Origin of the sequence: Vibrio sp. 10N.261.46.A3, from assembly GCF_041472995.1 — a bacterium.
GTDB classification, from domain to species: domain Bacteria; phylum Pseudomonadota; class Gammaproteobacteria; order Enterobacterales; family Vibrionaceae; genus Vibrio; species Vibrio coralliirubri.
Map to the genome: position 1 here is coordinate 23,059 of NZ_JBFRRH010000001.1, position 21,653 is coordinate 44,711.

The 21,653-nt window shown below is 49.8% G+C and carries 30 protein-coding genes; 25 read left to right on the plus strand and 5 right to left on the minus strand.

Annotation, left to right across the window (positions count from 1 at the left end; translation table 11 throughout):
• Positions 1-58: 58 nt before the first annotated feature.
• The 14 genes from AB4484_RS00175 (at position 59) to AB4484_RS00240 (ending at position 7,184) form a co-directional block, all read left to right on the plus strand.
• Positions 59-313 carry a type II toxin-antitoxin system Phd/YefM family antitoxin gene (locus AB4484_RS00175; RefSeq protein WP_372075869.1) on the plus strand — a complete coding sequence of 85 codons (255 nt, stop codon included), beginning with the start codon at positions 59-61 and terminating at the stop codon, positions 311-313.
• The gene (locus AB4484_RS00180) at positions 306-575 is read left to right on the plus strand and encodes a Txe/YoeB family addiction module toxin (protein WP_372075870.1); all 270 of its coding nucleotides are present in this window, start codon (positions 306-308) and stop codon (positions 573-575) included. Before AB4484_RS00175 ends, AB4484_RS00180 begins: the two co-directional genes overlap by 8 nt.
• A 184-nt stretch (positions 576-759) precedes the next feature.
• Positions 760-1,044 (plus strand): RAQPRD family integrative conjugative element protein, encoded by a 285-nt coding sequence (locus AB4484_RS00185; protein WP_372075872.1) that lies wholly within the window; start codon positions 760-762, stop codon positions 1,042-1,044.
• A complete protein-coding gene (locus AB4484_RS00190; RefSeq protein WP_372075874.1) occupies positions 1,037-1,288 on the plus strand; it encodes a DUF3262 family protein in 252 nt (83 codons plus the stop codon). Before AB4484_RS00185 ends, AB4484_RS00190 begins: the two co-directional genes overlap by 8 nt.
• Complete coding sequence (locus tag AB4484_RS00195) at positions 1,288-1,638, plus strand: TIGR03745 family integrating conjugative element membrane protein (protein WP_372075876.1); 351 nt, start codon at positions 1,288-1,290, stop codon at positions 1,636-1,638. The genes AB4484_RS00190 and AB4484_RS00195 overlap by 1 nt, the downstream gene beginning before the upstream one ends.
• Positions 1,638-1,976, plus strand: coding sequence for a hypothetical protein (locus AB4484_RS00200; RefSeq protein WP_372075878.1), 339 nt, complete (start codon positions 1,638-1,640; stop codon positions 1,974-1,976). Before AB4484_RS00195 ends, AB4484_RS00200 begins: the two co-directional genes overlap by 1 nt.
• Positions 1,969-2,364: a hypothetical protein gene (locus AB4484_RS00205; RefSeq protein ID WP_372075879.1), complete on the plus strand. Its 396-nt coding sequence runs from the start codon at positions 1,969-1,971 to the stop codon at positions 2,362-2,364. The genes AB4484_RS00200 and AB4484_RS00205 overlap by 8 nt, the downstream gene beginning before the upstream one ends.
• Positions 2,361-2,654, plus strand: coding sequence for a hypothetical protein (locus tag AB4484_RS00210; RefSeq protein ID WP_372075881.1), 294 nt, complete (start codon positions 2,361-2,363; stop codon positions 2,652-2,654). Before AB4484_RS00205 ends, AB4484_RS00210 begins: the two co-directional genes overlap by 4 nt.
• Entirely contained in the window at positions 2,651-3,292 is a 642-nt protein-coding gene (locus AB4484_RS00215; protein ID WP_372075883.1) for a PFL_4703 family integrating conjugative element protein, read from the plus strand. Before AB4484_RS00210 ends, AB4484_RS00215 begins: the two co-directional genes overlap by 4 nt.
• Positions 3,289-4,104: a TIGR03749 family integrating conjugative element protein gene (locus AB4484_RS00220; protein ID WP_372075885.1), complete on the plus strand. Its 816-nt coding sequence runs from the start codon at positions 3,289-3,291 to the stop codon at positions 4,102-4,104. Before AB4484_RS00215 ends, AB4484_RS00220 begins: the two co-directional genes overlap by 4 nt.
• Positions 4,098-5,543, plus strand: a complete 1,446-nt coding sequence (locus tag AB4484_RS00225) for a TIGR03752 family integrating conjugative element protein (RefSeq protein ID WP_372075887.1) — start codon at positions 4,098-4,100, stop codon at positions 5,541-5,543. The genes AB4484_RS00220 and AB4484_RS00225 overlap by 7 nt, the downstream gene beginning before the upstream one ends.
• Positions 5,530-5,898, plus strand: a complete 369-nt coding sequence (locus AB4484_RS00230; protein ID WP_372075888.1) for a TIGR03751 family conjugal transfer lipoprotein — start codon at positions 5,530-5,532, stop codon at positions 5,896-5,898. The genes AB4484_RS00225 and AB4484_RS00230 overlap by 14 nt, the downstream gene beginning before the upstream one ends.
• A 222-nt stretch (positions 5,899-6,120) precedes the next feature.
• A complete protein-coding gene (locus AB4484_RS00235; RefSeq protein WP_372075890.1) occupies positions 6,121-6,618 on the plus strand; it encodes a hypothetical protein in 498 nt (165 codons plus the stop codon).
• Positions 6,619-6,620: 2 nt separating this feature from the next.
• Positions 6,621-7,184: a DUF5384 family protein gene (locus tag AB4484_RS00240; RefSeq protein WP_372075892.1), complete on the plus strand. Its 564-nt coding sequence runs from the start codon at positions 6,621-6,623 to the stop codon at positions 7,182-7,184.
• 209 nt (positions 7,185-7,393) lie between these two features.
• Here the strand turns inward: AB4484_RS00240 and AB4484_RS00245 are convergent, their stop codons facing one another.
• Both AB4484_RS00245 and AB4484_RS00250 read right to left on the minus strand, forming a co-directional pair.
• Positions 7,394-7,780, minus strand: coding sequence for a type II toxin-antitoxin system death-on-curing family toxin (locus tag AB4484_RS00245; protein ID WP_372075894.1), 387 nt, complete (start codon positions 7,778-7,780; stop codon positions 7,394-7,396).
• Complete coding sequence (locus AB4484_RS00250; protein WP_372075896.1) at positions 7,777-7,959, minus strand: hypothetical protein; 183 nt, start codon at positions 7,957-7,959, stop codon at positions 7,777-7,779. Before AB4484_RS00250 ends, AB4484_RS00245 begins: the two co-directional genes overlap by 4 nt.
• A gap of 214 nt (positions 7,960-8,173) precedes the next feature.
• Here AB4484_RS00250 and AB4484_RS00255 point away from each other — a divergent pair, with 214 nt between their 5' ends.
• Genes AB4484_RS00255 through AB4484_RS00280 form a run of 6 tightly spaced genes read left to right on the plus strand, consistent with a single transcriptional unit; the run spans position 8,174 to position 15,021 of the window.
• Positions 8,174-8,524 (plus strand): hypothetical protein, encoded by a 351-nt coding sequence (locus AB4484_RS00255; protein WP_372075898.1) that lies wholly within the window; start codon positions 8,174-8,176, stop codon positions 8,522-8,524.
• Entirely contained in the window at positions 8,461-10,905 is a 2,445-nt protein-coding gene (locus AB4484_RS00260; RefSeq protein WP_372075900.1) for a conjugative transfer ATPase, read from the plus strand. The genes AB4484_RS00255 and AB4484_RS00260 overlap by 64 nt, the downstream gene beginning before the upstream one ends.
• Complete coding sequence (locus tag AB4484_RS00265) at positions 10,902-11,852, plus strand: TIGR03756 family integrating conjugative element protein (protein ID WP_372075902.1); 951 nt, start codon at positions 10,902-10,904, stop codon at positions 11,850-11,852. The genes AB4484_RS00260 and AB4484_RS00265 overlap by 4 nt, the downstream gene beginning before the upstream one ends.
• Before the next feature lie 2 nt (positions 11,853-11,854).
• Positions 11,855-13,153, plus strand: a complete 1,299-nt coding sequence (locus AB4484_RS00270; protein ID WP_372075904.1) for an integrating conjugative element protein — start codon at positions 11,855-11,857, stop codon at positions 13,151-13,153.
• Positions 13,140-13,403 carry a hypothetical protein gene (locus AB4484_RS00275; RefSeq protein WP_372075906.1) on the plus strand — a complete coding sequence of 88 codons (264 nt, stop codon included), beginning with the start codon at positions 13,140-13,142 and terminating at the stop codon, positions 13,401-13,403. The genes AB4484_RS00270 and AB4484_RS00275 overlap by 14 nt, the downstream gene beginning before the upstream one ends.
• A 13-nt stretch (positions 13,404-13,416) precedes the next feature.
• Positions 13,417-15,021 (plus strand): conjugal transfer protein TraG N-terminal domain-containing protein, encoded by a 1,605-nt coding sequence (locus tag AB4484_RS00280; RefSeq protein WP_372075908.1) that lies wholly within the window; start codon positions 13,417-13,419, stop codon positions 15,019-15,021.
• A gap of 120 nt (positions 15,022-15,141) precedes the next feature.
• Here the strand turns inward: AB4484_RS00280 and AB4484_RS00285 are convergent, their stop codons facing one another.
• The 3 genes from AB4484_RS00285 to parM form a co-directional block, all read right to left on the minus strand.
• Positions 15,142-15,309 carry a hypothetical protein gene (locus AB4484_RS00285; protein ID WP_372075910.1) on the minus strand — a complete coding sequence of 56 codons (168 nt, stop codon included), beginning with the start codon at positions 15,307-15,309 and terminating at the stop codon, positions 15,142-15,144.
• A 91-nt stretch (positions 15,310-15,400) separates the two neighbouring features.
• Entirely contained in the window at positions 15,401-15,748 is a 348-nt protein-coding gene (locus tag AB4484_RS00290) for a hypothetical protein (protein WP_372075912.1), read from the minus strand.
• A gap of 15 nt (positions 15,749-15,763) precedes the next feature.
• Positions 15,764-16,720: a plasmid segregation protein ParM domain-containing protein gene (gene parM / locus AB4484_RS00295; protein WP_372075914.1), complete on the minus strand. Its 957-nt coding sequence runs from the start codon at positions 16,718-16,720 to the stop codon at positions 15,764-15,766.
• A gap of 479 nt (positions 16,721-17,199) precedes the next feature.
• Between parM and AB4484_RS00300 the strand changes: the two genes are divergently transcribed.
• From AB4484_RS00300 to AB4484_RS00320, 5 genes are all read left to right on the plus strand, one after another.
• Complete coding sequence (locus AB4484_RS00300; protein ID WP_372075915.1) at positions 17,200-17,598, plus strand: hypothetical protein; 399 nt, start codon at positions 17,200-17,202, stop codon at positions 17,596-17,598.
• Between the two features lie 74 nt (positions 17,599-17,672).
• Positions 17,673-18,251 carry a DUF3275 family protein gene (locus AB4484_RS00305; RefSeq protein WP_372075916.1) on the plus strand — a complete coding sequence of 193 codons (579 nt, stop codon included), beginning with the start codon at positions 17,673-17,675 and terminating at the stop codon, positions 18,249-18,251.
• 2 nt (positions 18,252-18,253) lie between these two features.
• On the plus strand, positions 18,254-19,345 hold the full coding sequence (locus tag AB4484_RS00310; protein ID WP_372075918.1) for a DUF6094 domain-containing protein: 1,092 nt from the start codon (positions 18,254-18,256) through the stop codon (positions 19,343-19,345).
• Between the two features lie 71 nt (positions 19,346-19,416).
• A complete protein-coding gene (locus tag AB4484_RS00315; RefSeq protein ID WP_372075920.1) occupies positions 19,417-19,992 on the plus strand; it encodes a hypothetical protein in 576 nt (191 codons plus the stop codon).
• Between the two features lie 10 nt (positions 19,993-20,002).
• Positions 20,003-21,493, plus strand: a complete 1,491-nt coding sequence (locus AB4484_RS00320; protein WP_372075922.1) for an SNF2-related protein — start codon at positions 20,003-20,005, stop codon at positions 21,491-21,493.
• Positions 21,494-21,653 lie beyond the last annotated feature (160 nt).

Below are 21,653 nucleotides of genomic sequence, written 5' to 3' on the forward strand. Positions count from 1 at the left end.
GTACACATCATTGAGTGGTACTATACTTGTTCAATAACACGTACATATTGGAGTATTTATGAGAATTGTCTCTTTTACAGAAGCGAGGAACGGTCTTAAGAGTGTGCTTGATGGTGTGGTGAATGATGCCGACACAACCGTCATTACTCGTCGTGATTCTGAGGACGCCGTCGTTATGTCTTTAGATTACTACAATAGCTTGATGGAAACGGTGTACTTACTTCGTTCACCTCAAAATGCGGAGCACCTCAATCGCTCTATTGCGCAGTATCGCGCTGGAAAAACGATGCCGCGAGCGCTGATCGATGAATGATGCGCCACACCTCCTATCATGGACAGACGAAGCCTGGAAGGGTTATCTCTATTGGCAAACTCAAGACAAGAAAACATTAAAACGCATCAACAAGCTGATCCTCGACATAAAGCGCTCACCCTTTGAGGGGATTGGCAAACCGGAGCCGTTAAAGGAAAACTTGTCAGGGTTTTGGTCTCGTCGTATTGATGATACCAATAGATTGGTTTACGCCATCGATGAAAAGGTCATAACGATTCTTTCCTGCCGTTACCACTATTAATGCAATGAAGTTCAACCTCCAACAAACAAACCCTTACCACACATAACATCAAAGTCAAGAATTAGGCGGCACTATTTTTCTACTATTTTCGTGCCGTCTAATCCGTGACTCTCGATCTGAATTTGCTATCGTTTCCTGACCGAACAACGACAAGGAAACCGACATGAAACCACGCCTTTCCTGCGTGCTGTTATCGCTACTCGCAACCAGCGCATGGGCCAGCGCAGAAGGGGAGCGCGCCGAACTTGAACTCGTCCAAGCGCACCTTGGCAAGCTTCACTACCTCATTGACAAAGCCGAGCAAGAAGCCGACTACCGCATCGAGCATCAGTTTCACTACGACGCGCTGAGAGCCGATTTAGCGGACATTGAATCGGGCATTGCCGTTTACCTCTCTCCTGAGCGCTCAGAAGCCCGTCCACTTCGTCCGTTATCTGGCGACTATCGACAACGGAGTGCGCATGAGTAATGAGTTTAGCCCAGACGCCGCTTTTGAGCATGGCGCTGGTTTTTCGCTGCATGACGTTAGTACAACATTAGCCCTCGTGAGTGTGGCTGTGACGATGTGCTGGGTGCTCTGGACAGCGTGGGGCGGCTTTAAAGGCATGAAGCGCGGTCAGCTCAACAAAGAAGACTTTCGTCGCTTACTGTTCAAAGCCCTGTTTATTTTTCTATTAATCAACGTATTTTCATTCTATGGAGTACAACAATAATGAGCCTTCAACGCCTTTCACTTCGCACGGCACTCACGGTTATGGGCGCCATCGGCGCCCCAGCATTGGCGAAAATCCCCACCAATACCAGCCCAACGCAAGGCGACAGCGACAATATCTTGGAGGTTGTCCTTAACTACGCCTATGACATCTTGCTCTATGGCGGCACGGTCTTTTTGGCATTTTGTGCCATCTACTTCTTGGGGCACGTGTGGGACATCTACAACCAGACGCGAGAAGGGAAAAAGACCAAAAAAGATTTGCTGACCGATACCGTCATTGGCGCGGTGCTGCTGCTCATTTCCGTTTGGGGACTGAACTACGGCCTTGATGTATTAAGTGGCGTCTAATGAAACAAGTGGACCTCCTCTGTGTTAAGCCCCCGTTTTACAAGGGGCTTAACACCACAGAGCTTGGATTGGTGACGCTGGTCGGCACTCTCATTATGGGGAGTGTCGGCATTCCCGTCGCCTTAATCACAGGGTGGGGGATAGTGGCCTTTAGCGCCCTGTTTTTAGGGGTGATATCCCCCGTCATTCTGCCCAAGCGCCTGCTCAGCGCCTTAGCCAAACGTAAAGAGCAACATTGCCGATTTTATTTTGCCCAAAAGTGGCACCATTTTTTTCATCCCGAGCACTACACCTTACGCTCAGAGAAAATGGCCAGAAAGAGAGTGCACCATGACTGAATTAACCAACAGCGCCCCTGAGCGCCCAAGTATTGTCTACGACATCATTCCAACAACGGGAGAAGCGTCCATCTTGCTTCACGGCTGGCTCATGAGCTACGCCGAATTTACCGTGCCAGAGCATCAAACGACGTCAGCCTTTCAAGATAAGGAGCGCTTTCGCCATGTGCGTCAGGAGATTTACCTCGCCAATGATGGGCACTATCTCGCCGTCGAAACCATTTTGTCTGGCGACAGCAGTTGTTACGACCGTACCTGCGCCTGCTGGCAATACGCCGACAAAGCGGACGTCAAACCGCCGTTTCGCCATCGCCAATACTTAACCGCCTTGCTCAAACAGGCGGGAATTGAGCACATTCACGTACTGGGCCAGAAGGAAAAAGCATGAACACCATTGTATTAAGCACGCAAAAACCTGGGTTCAGCCAGGTTCAATTTGAAGGGCAGTGTTTGGCGCAGCATCAAGATGCAAACGCCACCTATCGCCTCTATCAAGATGTCAACGACGACTGGATAGGCCATATCCACCCAAACAATCAAACGCCCGCTCACACCGAACCACTCGATGATGAGTTTGACCTTTTGCAATTTTTTGGCCCTTCGGTGAGCTTTTCACTGCTCAAATCCCTGCAAGAGAGTCCCATCACTTGCCTCGGATACCGTCAGGAGGTGGCATGACTCAATCCAAATTACGAAGCGCGCTCTCTGGGCGAGACGCGCACATCCGCTCACTTCGCGTCGCCCTAGTGTGCGTGACCAGTGTGGCGCTGTTTTCGCTCTGGGGGTGGCATCAGGCGGGTGAGGGGATCATTGTTCATACACCGCCAGACCTAACTTCTGGCACATCCAAACCTTGGTGGGAAGTACCCAAGCCCAACGTCTACAGCTTTGGTGTGCAAATCTTCACGCAAATCAACCGATGGGCCAACGAAGGCGCCGTCGATTACGAGCAAAATTTGCATCAATATCGCGCGTATTTGACCCCGCAGTGTTTCAGCACTTTGCAGCAAGATTTATCCCAAAAACGTACCCGTGGTGAGTTGTCAGGCCGAGAGCGCAGCTTGTCACAAATCCCCAGCCTAGGCTTTGATGAGCAACGCGTGATATCAAAGGGGCGAGACGCTTGGGTGGTCAATGCCGACCTAGAGCTCAAGGAGTACGTCAGCAACGAGCTGGTAAAACACAACATCATTCGCTGGCCATTGAAAGTGGTGCGTTACGACATCGACCGCAATGCCAACCCCTGGGGACTGGCACTCGATTGCTTTGACAGCGCGCCAAAAACCGTCCAATTTGCCAATAAGGAGGCGTCATGACACGCTGGCTTCTTATCCTCTCTTGCTTGGTGGCGACGTTCAGCCACGCCCAAACCCCTCGCGCGATGCAGTGGGATGGACGCCCTTTGCCCGTCTCTCTCAGCGTGAACAAAGAGATGGTGCTCACCTTTGAGGCGCCTGTGCGCCTTGCGCTGCCTAAATCACTCATCCAGAAAGTGGAGGCGTTCAGCTTGGATAATCACCTCTACTTAACCGCAAATCAGGCCTTTCCCGCCTCTCGATTGCAAGTGGAGAGACTCAGTGACGGCAGTCGATTGTTAATCCAATTAAGTGCCCGTGAACAAACCGATGAGCCCGATACGGTCACCATCCAGTTTGAGCGTGACGCGTCCAGACCTGAGCGCGCCCCGCAATCGCAAGCGATTCAACCCTCAGAGCGATTGGGAATGGATGACGCGACACTGCTCGTGCGACATGCGATGCAATCGCTTTATAGCCCTAGCTACGCCATTGAGCCGCTCCCTGGCGTGCAGCGCATTCCTGTGACGCTGCCAGAAGAGATGGCACTGTCCACCTTTCCGCTTTGGCAAGTGAGCGCCAAGCCCATCACCGCTTGGCGACTCAACCACACCGTGGTCACCGCCATTGCTTTGAAATCAAAAGACACACGCTCACAAACGTTAGACGTAAGAGAGGTGACGCTAGGGCAAGGTTGCACGCTCAAGCGCTGCTCCGTGAGCTTTGCGCACCCAACTTTGGGGGCAAAAGGCGAGCAGACGGACAACACCACGGTGTTCATCGTCACGCCAGGACCACTGTCAGACTACTTGTATGGAGAAAGCGCATGGTAAAAGGCAACAAACTCCTTCCTATGCTGGTTGGCACCGCACTGCTGTCAGTGATTGCGATTTCCTTCACTGGCTCGCCAGAAGAGGAGAAAGACGTTGAAGCCACCCCAGAAGCTTCAACAGACACCTCGGAGACGGTGGTCATTGATGCCGTAGGTCAGACTTTAATTGGCGACACCTTTGAGGATGGCTCGGGGGACACCCTTCGCACCCTGACGGCGACCATCAAGCACCGAAATGAAGAAATTGAAGCGCTGAAGGCTGCTCACCAAAAAGAGCAAGAAAAGACCGCCACCGCACTGAAGCAACAACAAGAAAGCACGGAGAAAATCGCCTTCATGCTCTCTACGGTCACCGAAGAGATGAGCCGACTTCAAGCGCGAGTGAAAGCAGGCGCGCAAGAACTGAAAGACAAGCAAGCCCCGATACACCAAGGGAATGACCACGTTGAGTCCGATTGGCAGGCGCATTGTGACCCAGAGCTCACCGCATTAGGGTTAGGCGAGTGCTCAACCGTGCAAACCGAGCACAGTGATACCACAACGCCCAATACACGCCCCGAAGCGTACCTATGGATAGATCCGCTTGACGCCCGTTACGACGAAGAGGGCGCGCTCATTCGCCCAGCGTCCAGCTCATCCTCTCAAGATAAAAGTGAATGGAAAGACGAGCATGGCGAAGATACGCTTTCCTCCACACCGCTCTTTTCATTACATCCTGGCGCGGTTTTATCCGATGCCGTCAGCATGACCGCCCTGATGGGGCGGGTGCCTATGGATGGTCAAGTGACCGACCCTTATCCCTTTTCGATGATTATCGGAGCCGAAAACCTGCTCGCCAATGGGCAAACTTTACCCGACGTACAAGGGGCCATCGTAACGGGCACCGTCACGGGCGATTGGAGCTTGTCGTGCGTTCGCGGGGCGGTCGAAACGCTCACGTTCATTTTGGCGGACGGTCAAATGGTGAACTACCCCGACCAAGAAGAAGCCGTCGATGGGGAGTTTGATGGCAGCACCATTAAAACCCATGACCTCGGGTTTCTGGCAGACGTGAATGGCAACCCTTGTTTAACGGGAGAGCGCATCAGCAACGCCCCGCAATATCTAACCACCAAGGGGTTGTTGGATGCCGCCACAGCCGCTGCGAATGCCGTTGCGGTCTCACAACAAACCGTCAGTGTCGATGGCAGCACCACCACCTCGTCAGTCACGGGCAACGCGGCGAAAAATGCCACTGCCGAAGCGGCAGCAGCCAGCGCCCAGACCGTCTCGGACTTCATTCAATCACGAATGGGGATGAGTTTTGACATCGTTTATGTACCACCTGGCGTAAAGGCGGCCATTCACCTAAGAACGCCAATCACGTTAAGCCTTCCTGAGACGCCAAAGCGTGTTCGTTACCCAACATCATCAATAGGAGGAGCGTATGCGCTGCCTTAAACATGCCGCTTTGGTTGCCATATTCTTATCTGGCTGCACAACGAACCAAGAAGCGGTGCTTCCTCAGCCCGATACCAATGTAAAGCAAGTGTGGAATGAAGAGATGGGAGCTGGGCGCAGCGCTGACGCGTCTCCTTCATCCATTCAAAGGGAGCGAGCGCTTGATGCCAGCGCCCTGGCAAGAAAGCAGAGCGACTACGCCAGAGACAGCTATCGAGAGCATCAGCAACTTTTTCAGAGGCTGCCTAACCCTGATATCGTGCTCTATGTGATGCCGCATCGCGCAGGGCAACTGCCCGTACCTGGTTACACCACGGTGTTCCCGCTCTATGAACGAGCTCATTACAAAATGTAGAAAAAGAAACAGAATGCAGACCGAAAAGCCACAGAGAGATTTGTGGCTTTTTTGTTAACCGACAATAGCAAAGACCAGTGTAGAGATGCCCCATCTGAACGCCCCCCCCCCCAACAAACCAAATAAAACAATCACAACGTCACACTCTAAAACAATTGAACTATTTAAAATTAACATCCCATTTATAATTCAGCCGAACTCATTGCATATCAGGAACAAACCATGAAAAAAACCATCATCGCATTAGTAACAACATCGTTATTTATTACGGGCTGTCAAACAACGGGAGAGTCTCACAAGGCATCAACCTATACAGCCGCCCAGTTAAATACAAAACAATCAGCAAAAACCATCGAAATAATCGCGGTACTCCCTGCGAAGGTAACTCTAGATAACTCAGAATCAAAAGAGAAAGCCACAAAAGGAGGCGCACTATTTGGCGCCATTGCTGGTGCCGCCATTGGCTCAGGGAAAAATTCAGAAACAGCAGCGGTAGGTGGTCTAGCTGGAGGGCTTTTAGGGGGGCTAGCTGGATCCACCGTCTCAGACACAGCAACTGTGGATGCGGTTTCTATTACATATTCTGAAGATAATGAAATCTACACAAGCACACAGGTGGGTCTTGAGTGTGAATTCAAAGTAGGCACGGCATTGGTGATTACAACCCAAAAGAATGAAACACGCATCCAACCCAATGCAGCATGTCCAGTCGAAGGTTAAAAATGAAAAAGTTATCACTTTTAAATGGCATTATCATTGCTACAATTGGGTTTAATGCCCATGCGAATCTAGACTCACAGCTCAATGCCATAAAGGGAATAGAGCAAGATAATCAGAAAAAAATAGAAGAAGAAAACGCCAGACAAGCAAGAGCTCGACAAGAAGCGGCTCGAAAAAAAGCACTTGCTGAAAAAAAAGCTTATGACGAAAGGATGGCGAAAATAAAAGCACAAAAAGAACGCGACAAAGCCAAACTCAAAGCAGAACAAGACCGAGTGGATACGCTTGAGTCAGAAAGGCTCGCTGACAAATACAGAGAGCAAGAGTTTGAAGATCAGCTGCGCCAAATGCAACTGGAAGAGATGCGTTTAGAACTCGAACGGAAAAAAACGCGTGTCGCAAGAGAAGGTGATGTTATTGACTCAGAGCTAGCCAGCTCTAAGGCAGAAACGGATCAAGTCCAATCTGTCGCAGACTCGAACCGCAACATTTCATCAGGTGTGAAATCGGCTTTGGAAAGTGAAGGGAAAGCCAAAGAAGAAGAAGCGTCAAGCTGGTTCAACTAATAGAATGTAGTCCGAAAAGCCACAGAGAGATTTGTGGCTTTTTTGTTAACCGATAATAGCAAAGACCAGTGTACAGATAGCCATCACCACCCCCAGTAAAAATAGGGAACGGTACAGATGGCGACGCTCTCGCCGTAATCGCTCCAACTCTTTATCGTGCTTCATTTATTTTCCTCTTGTGATTGACTGTCAAAAAGAGCCGCTAGCCCTTAATCATCGTTTGTGATCGCCAAACTGGATAGAATAGCGGAAACCTCTTCTCGAGCGATGTCTCTTTTCACGAAATCTTCTACCATCCAAGCCAAATTCTCTTCATCAGGAATAGTAATGTCGTAGAACTCAAGGAAGGTGATCGCAGATACAAAAGCGGTGCGTTTATTGGCATCAACAAAACAGTGCCCCATAGCGATGGCTTCAATGTAAAGCGCTGCTATGTCAAAAACATCATCCAGCCCACCATAGTAAACCGCATTGTCTATTCGGCCAATTGCTCCACCAAGCTTGTTGTCCCCATAATACCCCTCACGACCAGGGGCGGTATTTAAGATCGTGTCGTGGATGTCAACCACTTCTTCTATAGATAGAGTGGTGATCATTTATCGGCTAACAACTCAATGGCTTTCTTGTTTGTGCGCATCACACGACGGCAAGTGGCTTTCAGGTGAATTTTTCGGCTATCATCGCTCATACCAACGACATAGCTATTGGCAGATACTTTCTTCTTGTTTTTCTTTTTTGCCTCATCGAGCAAACGACGAGTATTTGGAGACATCATAAGAACCTCTCATCCCTCTTTGTGTGTAGTGACTCGCTTCAATCGAGCTGCCAGGTTCGAGTTTTAACCTCGCTCATACACTACCTAGCATGAAACACATAAAATGTCACGAATTAGGCAGCACTATTTTTCTACTATTTTCGTGCCGTCTAATCCGTGACTCTCGATCGGGAGTTGGTATCGTTATCTCATTGTTTATTCAACGAGAACGCGTATGCCATTGCCGAACCCATTTCAATCCTTCGCTCACTTTTTCACAGAAGGAAAGTCCACAGAAAGCGAGCCTTTCTGTTATGACATTCCCAACTCTTTTGCCTCCAAGCTGCCTTGGGTCGAGGTCGGCAATCGAGGATTCACGCTATTAGAAGATGGGCGCTCGGTCGGGGCGTTTTTTGATATCACACCGACAGAAACCGAAGGCAAGAACAACGAGGCACTTGACCGAGCCATACGAAAAGTCAGCCACACCCTCAGCAGCGCCTGCACGGATGACGACAACCCGTGGATATCCAACTTTTCGCTCGTGATATCGCGGGGTTTGGGGAGGTTCATCAAGCTCTATTGAGCAACGCCCGAGTGGTGGATAATTTCACGAAAGCGGTACTGGATGAAGACCGTCGCCACTTTGAGCTCATCGGGCGTGAGCAGGGTATTTTCTCTGTTGAAAATCGACCGTGGCGAGGCCGAGTCAGACAAATAAAAATGGCCATCTATCGTTGGCTGCCTGACACCGAGACCGACAGTGATATTGAGAAAAACACCCACAAACTGCGCAGCATACGACGCACCCTAATGAACCCGTCCAGCATGGAAGGGACAGGCATCACCATCAAAACCAGCAGTGGTGAGTCTGTGTTTGAATGGTTAAGCCCCTTTTTCAATCCATCGGGCGTGGCAGGGGAGACACTTCAATATCGCAAACAGCGCAATCCCATTGACCAAGACTTTTCAGAGCGATTACTTCGCTCCAGCATCCGAAGTGATGTAGAGCATGGATTGTGGTGGTTTGAGGGCAAAAGCAAAGTCGGCTGCCGCGTCATGGAGCTAGAGCGATGGGACAGCGACCACTTTCTATCGGGTGCGGTCTTTGGTGAAGTATCAGAGCATGAAGACCAGCCTAAACCCCAAAGTGTGGTCTTTGATGAGTTGCCGCCAGGCACCATGATGAGCATGACACTTGTCCCTCAAAGTAAAAAGAAAGCCCAAGAGCGCATCAACACCATCAGCCGAGCGGCGGTAGGGGATGAGGCGGAGCTGGTTGAAGTCAGAGAGCGCTGCGCCCAATTCACCAATGAATTGCAACACCAGCCCCTTTGGCGAGGGCAAATTGCCTTTTACATTCAGGGGGGAAGTGTTGAGGCGATAGATGCTGCCACGGACCAACTAAGAGACACTTTTAACCGCGACGGGCTCGCACTTCGATTTGTGCAAAACAGTGACCAAGTCTCTCCGCTTGATAGCTACCTGCGCTGGCTGCCGATGAACTACCACTATCAGGATGATGCGCGATTTTGGTACTGCGGCTGGTATTTCTTGCATGACTTATTGGCGCTCTCTCCGCTATTTGGGCGCGCCAATGGCACCAACGCCCTGACGCTACAACACTTCAACCGAGGTGGGGAGCTGTTTGGCGTTGACCCTCTTACCGACTACAAGTCTAACGGTCATTTAAACCTGTTTGGCCCATCGGGCTCAGGCAAGTCCGCCACATTAGTGGGCACCTGCCTTCGCCTACTGGCCATGCACAGACCGAGACTTTTCATCATCGAAGCGGGCAACAGTTTTGGTCTGATGGCGGATTTTTGTGAGCACCACAACCTAACGGTGCACCGCGTCAGTATCGGCGCGGACTCCAAAGCGTTAATGGCGCCGTTCGCTGATGCCCTGCAACTCATCGAGCCGGATGTTGACTTAATGCTCTCGGAGCATGAGTTGGATGTGGAGATTGAGCACTTGAACGATAACGACAGTGATTTTGATGAGCAGCGCGACATCTTGGGTGAGCTCGAAATCATGGCGAGATTGATGATAACGGGCGGCGATGAGCAGGAGATGCAGGACTATCGCCGCGCGGATGCAGCGATGGTCAGAGAGGCGATAGTGTATGCCGCTCAGCAATGTAAAAGCCAGCAGTGCCAAGTTCGTCCTGAGCACGTGATGAACGCCTTAATGACGTTTAGTGAGCAACCCTCTCGCACACCCGAAAGACGCGCTCGCGCCGCCGCTATGGGCGAAGCCATGACGTTATTTTGTCAAGGCATGGAAGGAAACATCTTCAACCAGGAAGCGCTGGATTGGCCTGAATCTGACGTGACGCTCATTGATTTAAAGCTCTTTGCTCGAACAGGGTATGAAGCCCAAATGGCGACCGCGTATATCTCGCTGATTAACCGCATCAACGCCATCGCCGAGCGAGACCAATACACAGGGCGTCACATTGTCACGCTGACCGATGAAGCGCACCTGATTTCCACCAATCCACTTCTGGCGCCTTACGCGGTCAAAATTGTGAAGATGTGGCGAAAACTCAACGCATGGTTCTGGCTTGCCACGCAAGACATTGCGGACTTCCCAGACATTGCCAAGAAAATGCTCAACAACGCGGAGTGGTGGATGCTACTCAACATGGGCGAAGATGAACTCGGCAACTTGACCGCCTTTAAAAAGCTCTCGGAAGAGAAAAAGAACTTGATTCGCTCGATGACCTCAGAGAAGCATAAATTCAAAGAGGGCGTGATATTGGGTCAAGACAACACGATTTTTCAGCGTTTTCGCATTGTACCGCCCGCACTCTATCTAGCACTTGGTGAAACCGATGCGCCCTCAAAAGAGAAGCGCCAAGCATTAATGGACAAACATGGCATTACGGAGCTGGAAGCCACGCTCCTCAAAGCCAAAGAGATAGAAGACGCCAGAGCGTCCTACCAAGGCGAGGGCTGGTCATGAGATTCAAAGCTCAACGCTATGCGAGTGCCTGTCTGATGGTGAGCTTGTCCTTACCTGTGATGGCAACGGGGGCGATAAGCACCCCTGAAATCATCGCCAGTAGCGCTTGCCCTGACTGCTTGAATTATCAAGTGAAAGGGATGTGCCTGTGGATGACCTGCACCCCAGCGGGGTGCGTCACCGCCGAATCCGCCTTAGTGTCTCACCGCCTGCCTGAAACGGTGGTGATGAGCTACCCAGAAGTCGGCGAGGCGACCTGGCAACCCGTGGGACTATCTATACCCTCACTGCCTTTATCGAAAAACGGAGGGCGCAGCACCAGACGCAGTGTTGAGGGGCTCGATAACGTCATCATGACGTTTCAAAATGTCGATGTGATAGGCCACCCAGGGCTCGATACCGTCTATCAAACCCTGGCTGGAACGGGATTTTTCTTGCGCTCTGACGTGCTCTCACTGATGCCCTATTACCTATCCAGTATTGACCCCATTGGGTGGCGATGGAATCTCCCTGACATGTTCAAGCTCGACAGTTACAACCCGTTTGACAGCAAGCTGGGCACGCTAGGCGATATCTACCCAAGAGGCGGATTTTCAACGCAGCGCCACCCGTTTAAATCCGCCGCCCTTGCGGCGTATAAAGCGCAGCACATCGTGACCAGGCAAGGGGAGACTCGCCTGTATCACACCGTTGAGCAACGGCCTCGCACAGGGTTTTGGCCGCCAGAGCCACTTAGCCCTGACTCCACAGACACCGCCTTTCAGCGCCTTTATCCCAAGATGGAGATGAGCGCGCACGTTTGGCCTGAATTTGATGACAGTTTATCGCTGCATGACCCCTACGCCGACCAACAGTCGGAGTCAGGGCAGTACGCCTGGGCAGTCTGGCGCACCTACACGGGCTGCCAACGACTCGGCGCCACCTTACTTTTTTCGGTAGGAGAATAACCATGAAACCGACCTTAACCTTACTGACCCTCTCGATAGTGAGCGGGTTAACGCTCATTCCCAATGCGTTCGCGCGAGAAACCGATGTATTGGACTACGCCATTGGAGGGGGCCCAGTGATATCTCTCCCTGCGCGTGAAGACCACATCAAAACCGCCAAACTCGGACTGGGCTGGGATGCCAATTTGCAGTGTGGACAACTGGACCCAAAACTGACCGTCGAAAATCAGCTCAACGGCATCACCGAGGGGTTTCAAGACATGATGGGAAACGTCATGCAAAGCGCCACCTCAGCGGTGGCCTCTCTGCCTGGTTACCTCATTCAAAAAGAAGACCCAGGTCTGTACGACCTACTGACCAACGGCGTACTGCAAGGCAAATTTGACTTTGATGACGCTCTGACTTCTTGCGAAGCCATGACCGAAACCATGGGGGAGACCATCGCCAATAGCGATTATTACGCTCAAGCCAAAGCCGAGCTTTGGGCAAAAGAAGCAAAAAGCGGGGACGCGGTGCAGGCCAAGCAGAGTGTGCTTGATGACATGGGTAACTCAGGCATCACCTGGCGAGGCGGCATCAGTGCGGGCGGGCGAGGACAGCCGACCATCAAACCCACCGAAGACAGCGCCATTGTGGGCTTTGAGATGCTCGCCAAAACAGGGGGTGGCACAGGCACCAACGGTGACGAAGAGAAGACGGGGCTATACCGTTTCTGGGACTCTCCCGATGCGCTCTCTGAGTGGGTCGCCTCCGTCGTAGGCAGTCAAAGCGTTCAAACCGGTGTTGACCAAAGCCAAGTGGAATCCACCGCAGGGATTGGGCTGTCACCCGAAGTCGTCACTGCCAATACAGCGTTAACGCAAGAGCTAGAGCAAGCCATTACCGACAAAGCCGAAAGCGAACACTTCCCACTGGCTCTCGTGACAGCGCTCTCAGAAGGGGAAGCAACCACGGGCACTAAGCAGCGCATCACCTCTGAGCTGGCACTCGCCCACACGATTGAAAAGGCGCTCATGGCGAGACGCGCTTTACTGGCTGGAAAGCAAGAGGTCTACATCGCTCAAAACAAACCCGCCCAAGAGAGCATTAACGACTCTGTGGCGATTTTGGAAGACGAAATCAATGCCCTTCGCTTTGAAGCCGAAGCCCGACAAACCATCAGCAGCTTAACCGCGACGCGGTACATGCAGGCGCATTACCAGAAACGCAACAACAGCACCATCCAAGAAAAAGAGCGTAACTCTGCGTTCTTGAATGAAGACTTAACCACTAATAAGGAAAGCTCCAATGACTCGCAATAAACCGCTCAAATGGCTCTATCTCGGCCTTATCGTTAGCGTGATTCTCTTTTTTTCGTATTACTTCTTACTCAATGAGCTCCCAGCCATTAATGCCAAGCTTTACGTAACGACACTGCTCTTTCGTACGGCGCTGTATTCGCTCACCTTGGCCTACCTATTACGAAAGAAACGTCCAACACCCAGCATTTGGGCGCTACTCATTAGTGCCATCACCGCAAATGAATTAACCCTGCTTTGGCGTCTATTTTAAGGAATCAAACACTATGATTATGCAAGATTTACTCAGCTTAACGCTGCTCTCTCAGGCTTGGTACTTATCGAATCAGTTTTGGTATTTTTTGAACGTGTCAGGCATCGTTGTGTTTCTCTTTTTCGTTATTGTTATCGACCAATGGATAACCGCCACAGAAGAGGGGGCCGATGAAGGCAATAAAGCCTCACTCGCCATGAACCGCACCGTCACCCGACTGACGATGGCTGGCCTGGTGTTGATTTTTGCCACGATGCCGACCGTGCCCATCAGCATGCAAACCTTGACGTTCAATGAAAGCTTAAGTCAGCAGTGTGGCGTGTCCATTTCAAGTGGACATTCAGAGAAAAATCAAACCTTGGTAGATGGAAAACCGATTTACACGCCCATTTTATGGGGGCTGGTGCATAGCCTTGCGCAAGGGATAAACACGGGCATGACGGCCTCCATCCCCTGTGAAGGCGATATCACGCGCACGATGCTGCAACTTGATGATGCGAACATCACAAGCCCTGTACTCAAACAAGAAGTGCAGATGTTCTATGAGCAGTGTTACACCCGAGCGAAAGTGGCACTCAACACACTCGCGCGTATTGGTGAAGCCACAGAAGAAGACTTTGTGGATGCTCACTGGATTGCAGGGCGCACCTTCTTTAAACCAAGGCCGCAAATGCCAGGGGCAAGCTACACGACAATTCAATCAGACAAGCCCGTGTATGATTTCCCGTACAAGTCAGAGCGAGACGACCCAAAACAGACCTCTCGCTATAACGACAAAATCAATACGCGCAAAACCTACCCTATGTGTGACGAATGGTGGGAAACCACCGAGAAAGACCCAAGAGTACCAACAAAGCCAGCGGGCCTGAAATACCGCTTGTACGTTGACCTTGCGAATAATTACCCAGGCGTCACCGAAGACCTAGTGAAAAAGCGTGGTGTGTTTGAGCGATTGCTGCGCGGTGATTCCACACCAGAAGAGCGCTTAGATATGTACCTAGAGCGCGTATTAAGCCCAAGTAACCAAAAACACAAAGGGGCGGTGTCTCATGGTTATGGTCAGAGAATTGATAATAATCTTGGCTCAGCCGCCATCGGTGCGTGGAACTTTACCGCTGGCTCAACGGGAGCCATTATCGGTCACGCCCTATCAGGCCCAGTCTTTTTTGTGGTTCGTGAAGCGCTGCCGATGATCCAAGCGATGTTGCTGATGGTGGTCGTGGTCTCGGCCCCAATCGTGACCGTGATTAGTCTCTATCGCATCAACGTGGTTGCTTCACTGCTCGTGACTTACTTTGGTCTGGTGACATTAACGATGTGGTGGGAGATAGCGCGCTTCTTAGAAACGCACTTGATGGAGATATTGTACACTGCCAATCAAAATTACAACCCCATTACCATGGTCAATAACACGATGGACGACATCATCCTAGGCATGGCGTTGATGTTTTTCTATGTCGCCGTCAGCTCTGTTTGGCTAGGTCTTTTGGGCTATGCTGGCTACAAAACTAGTGCTGTTAATATTGAGAGCTTTGCATCTGGCATTCAAAAAACAACCCAACAAGGCCAAGACCTCGCACTCGGCGCCCTGCAAAAAAGTCAACAAGAGAAAAAATAATTAGTAGCCATCCGAGCTTGCTCGGGTGGTACTTACTGACACAACACTAAAGCGTTGGCCACAAGATTGATCTACGATGAATTAGGCATCGCCCCAGGAATGGTCGAAAACCATAATGCTCTAGTCGTAACGACGTCGCCGGTTTTCTTGCTCAATCATATATTCAACCCCACTAGCTATAGCTTCATCCCAATCAACACCCCTCTGCATACCTTGATCTTCTTCCACCGTACGCTTTGATTTATCGACCGAGTAGTGGTACCACCAACGTTTTAAAAATTTAATCATGCCTTTTCCTTACTGTTGAAGGCACTGAGCTAAACCAGTGCCTTTTTAGAATTAGTTGTAACATGCGACGACCTTACAGGCGCCTTTATATCTACATACCTAATTTGTTAAAGCCTGTTTTTTGGGAAGGTTCATCAGGCTCACTCTCACCGCTTCTTTCAAGAATATCAACTGCTTGGTTGTTTTTCTCATGTTGACTAAACAACCTAATATAATCGCTTAACTGCTCAAGAGACACGCTCTCCCCTCGTCGAGAGGCAGATACAAGTAAATCAGCAATAGGCTGACAAACCTGTGCGATAGCTCGCCCAGCAATTATAGCCTCAATGGTTGCTAATGATTTTCTACCTCGCCCTAATGTTTCTGACCATTCAAAAATCTGCCTCTCAGCAGGATCTGAATCATTCAAATAAATTTGAGGTCCTTTTTTTGTCGCCATACAAGATGTGCCTCACTATTTTTCCATAATTGAAGCAATAGATCTTGCTAACGCTTCAACAGGGTTATCAATTACCACTGGAGTAATCCCTTCGATTTTTTCAAGATTTTTTGAAAGTAAATCAGCCCCTCCACCAATACAGAAGCAATTAGAAAGCAACCGAAGGTCGTCACCTAGAAAATCAAGAATAAGATTTTGAGCTTTTTTCATTATTGGAAGAGTTGTTTGATATCTATCAATTGAAAATTTACCTCCAGAAGCTTGTCCTGTTTCGAGTAATTTTTTTAAAATCAAGTCTCGGCGCTTGGGTATTCCACTATCCCTCATTACATCATCAAAAGTATCGAACATCCCCAAGCTAAAAGATTCAGCTTTTAATATGTCAGATGCCGCACCAGAGAAAAGACAAAGATCCAGCGTTGTTCCACCAAAATCAGCAAGGAAAGTTAACTCTTCCTCATCAACTAGCGCCACTCCTTTTTCATTAACTAAATTAGGGTAGCAAGCTGGGATCCCTTCAGGGTATACAACCACATCAGATATCGTATTTGTTTTTGATTTTGAATCTGACTCTACACGCCTTAAAATTGAGGCTTTCTTTTTATTAATGTTCTCGTCATTAATGCGTGTACCATTGTAATACTGAGACAATGGAAGAGTCACAGCTAAAGTAACATTTTGACCTTCAATACCTGCTTTATGTAACCCGTGGTGAATTGAAGCTACAGAATGTGCATCATATTGAAATCTTTCATTCTTAGATCTAATTGAATCTGCATTCTCCATAAAACAGAAAGTAGTTTCGCCGTTAGACTTATCAAAGACAGTGTAATTGCGACCACCATCCTCTGAAAAGCCTTTCCCAAACTCAGCAGAATTGGATGATGTAAATGTTTTTAACTCACCTTCATCAAACCACGCTAACTTTACGGATGTGGAACCATCATCGGCCACAATAATCATACTTGACATAATTAAACTCCAAAAGAAATCACAAAGACCACAAAAAGATACATTAAAAATCCCAAAAATTCAACTTAAATTTTTAAGAGTACAATAAAACACCAATAGAAATCACAAAGGTCACATAAGAGACACAAGAAACCCTTAAAACCAATCAATAAACATTAATAATGTACTTAAACGACTCTTGGTATTTAATGGATCTTTTCATTTACAAACCCATTTTTTTTGCTATCGTTAATGCCCTTAATACGTTCGTTACCCACGTTAAGCGGTATCAAGCACACGGCCTCAATAAGCCTTAAATGCCTCTCGGAAGCGTGTCGCGGTCTGACCCAGTCAGATTGGAGGGAATTCAAATCATTGCTTCGGCAATGGCTAACGTAGTCAGGTTAACGTCACCTGGTTATGGCCTACAATTCAACACCACCCTACGGGAATAACATTCCCGATAGGTGAAGATTATTCCCTTTTTTTGGAATAATCTTATGGATACACACTCACACCACACGTTCGCCGATATCATCGTCACACCCAGCTCGCATCAAAACGATTGGATTGACGTCACTGATAACGCGCACGCTGTCGGTATTCACGCTCAATTTGTTGGATTATCACAACACGTCTGGTTTGAAGCGATAGAAGTTCATGACTGCGCCCTGTCACTCTCAACAGAGAGCCAGTTACGCCAATTATTAACCTTGGCAAAACGCGCTTTCATGCGAATACCTAACGCTCAAACGGTCTCTTTCGTAGTGGCAAAGCCGCCATCCAAGGGGAGTGTTTATCTCCATCAACCTTTACACTTAGTGGCTACCCTTGAACCTTGTGAGCAAGGCGCCCAATTGGTGATTGATACGGAGTCGGGCTCTCACCGACGCCATTAATCACCACCACTCTTCCCATAGGAAAGGCTTTTCCTATGGGGAGGCCTTTTGTTTTTGTATTAACAGGAGGCCGCATGGTCACGACTCAAGGGACGCTCAGCGTCAAAACCATCACAGGCCGCTACGGGCCATTCAATGTCGGGCATCTTGACTGTGAACTCGGAGAGTTCGCTATTCGAGATGGACTCTTAGATGAATACGCCGAAGGCAGCTACCAAGGAACGTTTGGTCTCAAACGCATCTATTCGGGCAGCTATCAAACTCGACACCGTTTCATCATTGAGACCCGCGCTGAGCTGGCGGGGATTTGGCTGAAAGATTATGAGGAAAGGTACATTGAGCCTGACTCGCTTGAAGCCGACCCTATCGCTGAAGAGCACCAAGCCAAACAAGCAGAAGTGACATCCGCGCCACCACAGCCAACTTGTGAGCCTCAAACCGAGCAACAGAGCGGCATGGCGGCATTATTTGGTGAGCTTTGGCCTTTAGGTCAGGAGATTGGGGCACTGGTTAAGCTCACGCCCGAAATTGGGCGGGAGAAAATGGGGCAGCAACTTCGCTACTTGAAACGAGAAGTCCATGGACAGCGACTCTGGCAGTTTGAGCCGAAATCGCAACATTGGATCCGTATTGGCTTGGATGAGGAGGCATAACCATGGCAGTCATGCACCCAAGAGTGGCGGGAAACTATCTCAAAGATGGTTACTACCCAACGGATGAAGCGACATTGCGTCAATTAGCGCAGCTTCTCATCTGCACACCAGGAACCCATCGTTTTCTCGACCCGTGTTGCGGTGAGGGACTGGCGATGGCGCAACTTCTTCGTGAGATTGAAGGAGAGGCCGAGAGTCACATTGACACCTTTGGCGTAGAGCTCAATGCAGAAAGGGCGCAATTAGCCCGCTCAACCCTGCATCGCGTTTTACACAGTAATGCGTTTGATACGGTCATTGGCGCGGGCAGTCAGAGTTTTTTGTTTCTCAACCCGCCCTACGGCGACACGGTATCAGAAACCGAAGTGCCTCAAAAACGCGCCATGGCGCGGTTAGAGATGCAATTTACGCAGCGCATGTTACCCACACTCAAGCGAGGAGGGCTATTGGCTTTGGTCATTCCCTACACCTCATTAAGTCCGGCATTCAGTCGCTATTTAGCACTGAGGTTGGACGATGTGAGTGTTTTTGCCGCCGAAACCGATCGCTTTAAACAAGTGGTCATTTTGGGCCTCAAGCGAGATATGCGCGGTGAAGAGCACCAAGTGAGACGTCAATTGACGGCGGAACGGCTTCAAAAGGTCGGAGAAGGTCAAAGCCGACTGAGCAAAATGCAAGGGCAGCGACGGTATCGTATCACCCCGATAAGTCAGCGACCTTTTCGTTTTGAAAAAGTCAGACCGGAGATGAGTGAGCTATCGCAAGCCTTTCGTGAGCATCAGGGATTATGGCGTCATTTTGCCATGACCTTTGAGTCACCTAATCGGCAATCGGTACCCAGACCACTCAAGCGACTGTCCCCTTGGCATCTGTCATTGTCATTGGCGGCGGGGCAAATCTCAGGACGGGTCACCAGTAATGATGGAACCAAGCAGCTATTAGTCAAAGGGGGCACACAGAAGGTCAAGAAAACGCAAACCAGCGTAGAGGGGGCGCAAGTCGTCACCACCACCATTGACCAATTTGTGCCTTTGATTCGAGCCATTAACGTCACGCCGGGGCAAGACTTTGGCAAGATCGTGATGATTCAGTAAACCAATAACCATTCACCCAACAGGGCGCACTTCCTGTTGGGGGTGCGTCTTTTTTTATTTAAGGACACACCATGAACAACAATCAACTGATCGAGTGGGAAGACGGCCTTTATTTGGACGGCTTTGTTATTTCATCAGACAACAAAGTGCAATTTCTTTCCCTTTGGGGAAGAGATGGAATGATCCAACACTTTCTCGCCTCACTCACGCTGCCCAGCAGTGAGGGTGGGCTGCGAGTAAAGAGTGTACGATTACCCAATCACAACACCGTCACGTTGGACTTTGCCAATGCTAAATCGCTGAAAAAGCAGACGGCAAGGCTAGACAAATACAGTGTGGTCGGGGAATGGGTGCACCTTTGGTTGATGGACGACAGTCTCACTCAACCAAAGCCGCAATCCCTCACCTTGATCCATCAATCGCCTCACACCTGGTCAGCACTTTGGCCCGTGGTGAAGCAGCTTTGTCATCTACCGCTTTTAGACGCGTGGAAGGCACCGCTTGAAGGATTGTTTGCAGAGTACATCGAGTCACTACCGAGTTTTGGCGTTCATGGGACAGAGATTTCTCTTCCCATTGAAGATATCGAGCCTCTCATCAGCGACGCGATACAAATGGGCATATTGCCCCTGACGTTTAACGAATAAGGACAAGACCATGACGACACTGCAAACCTCAACCGATGCCCTAGAAGCGCAACCTCTGACGACGTTCATTGAAGAGTTTGGAGAAGGCTTACTCAGCAACATCGAGCGAGCTCACCCACCGAGATTCACTCAAAGTCACCCTGACAGAGAAGCCATCCTATCGACATTAAAACGCACCCCGTTTGAAACGCAATCCAATGCCATTCAAGCGATATGCGCTTTATTGATTGATGAACAAGCCCCTGCGGGGGTGATTAATGGCGAGATGGGAACTGGCAAAACGATGATGGGCATTGCCGCCACGGCTGTCGCTTATCATGAAGCCAAAGCCAAGCGTTTTCTAGTCTTATCCCCACCACACCTTGTGTACAAATGGCGCCGAGAAATACTCGACACTGTGGATAACGCAAAAGTGTGGGTGCTCAATGGGCCCGATACCTTGTTGTCTCTTCTGAAACTCAGAGAAGCGCAGCCTCATGATGGTCCAGAGTATGTGATATTGGGACGGGTAAGAATGCGCATGGGCTATCACTGGTCGCCAGCGTATCACACCAAGAAAAGCCGCTTTCAAGTGGGGCACGACGGCATACAGGCTCAAACCGCATGGATTGAGCAGTGTGTTTGCCCTGATTGCTATCAGGTGATTCGTGACGAAGACAACGAAGCCATTGCGCCTCATCGTTTTCCGACAGAGAGCCAGATGCAATGCCAGCACTGCCACTCCCCACTATGGACACTCAAGCGTCAAAGGCAGACATCGGGGCTAGGAGAGACCGTCAAGCGCGCTTTACAGACGCTTCCGACCATCGGCAAGGTCACCGCGAATAGACTGCTGAGTAGTTTTGGAGAGCAATATCTCGCCAAAGCCATGGCAGACAACATCTATGAGTTGGTGAACCTACTCGATGAAAATGGGGAGTTTGTATTTACAGAGCGTCAAGCTGAACGTATCGAGCGCAAACTGGCGAAAACTCAATTTGCCTTTGGGCAAGGGGACTTTCAGGCCAGCGAGTTCATTAAGCGTTACTTTCCATCGGGGTTCTTTGATTGGTTGGTGATAGATGAAGCGCACGAGTACAAAAACGCAGGCAGCGCTCAAGGGCAAGCGATGCAGGTCTTAGCGAGCTGTACCCGTCACCGTTTGCTGCTCACTGGCACATTGATGGGCGGTTACGCGGAAGATTTGTTCTATCTACTTTGGCGCACCATGCCGAACGTGATGATGAATGACGGCTACCACTATAGTCGTGGCAAGTTGGGAAGGGCTGCGATGCAGTTCTCTCAAGAGCACGGCATCATCAAAGAAGTCATGAAAGTCAGCGAAGAGGGACACCATAAGACCGCAAAAGGCAAAGCGCTTCGCGTCAGTCAAACGCGAGCGCCTGGTTTTGGTCCTCTGGGCGTGGCGAAGTATGTTCTGCCTTACACGGTGTTTGTGAAACTCTCAGAAATGCAAGTCGGCGTATTGCCTGACTATGAACCGGCGACGTTGTCGCCTTAGCGGCCTACGGCCGAAAACAAAGAAACTCAACCGACTAGGCTGCTTTGCATGAATCGTTTATCCTATAGGACATGTTTCCAAATAAGCCCATCAAACAACTCTTCAATGCCAACAATAATTGGCTAAGCTTCCTTAATAAACATCGGGAAAAACTCCGAAC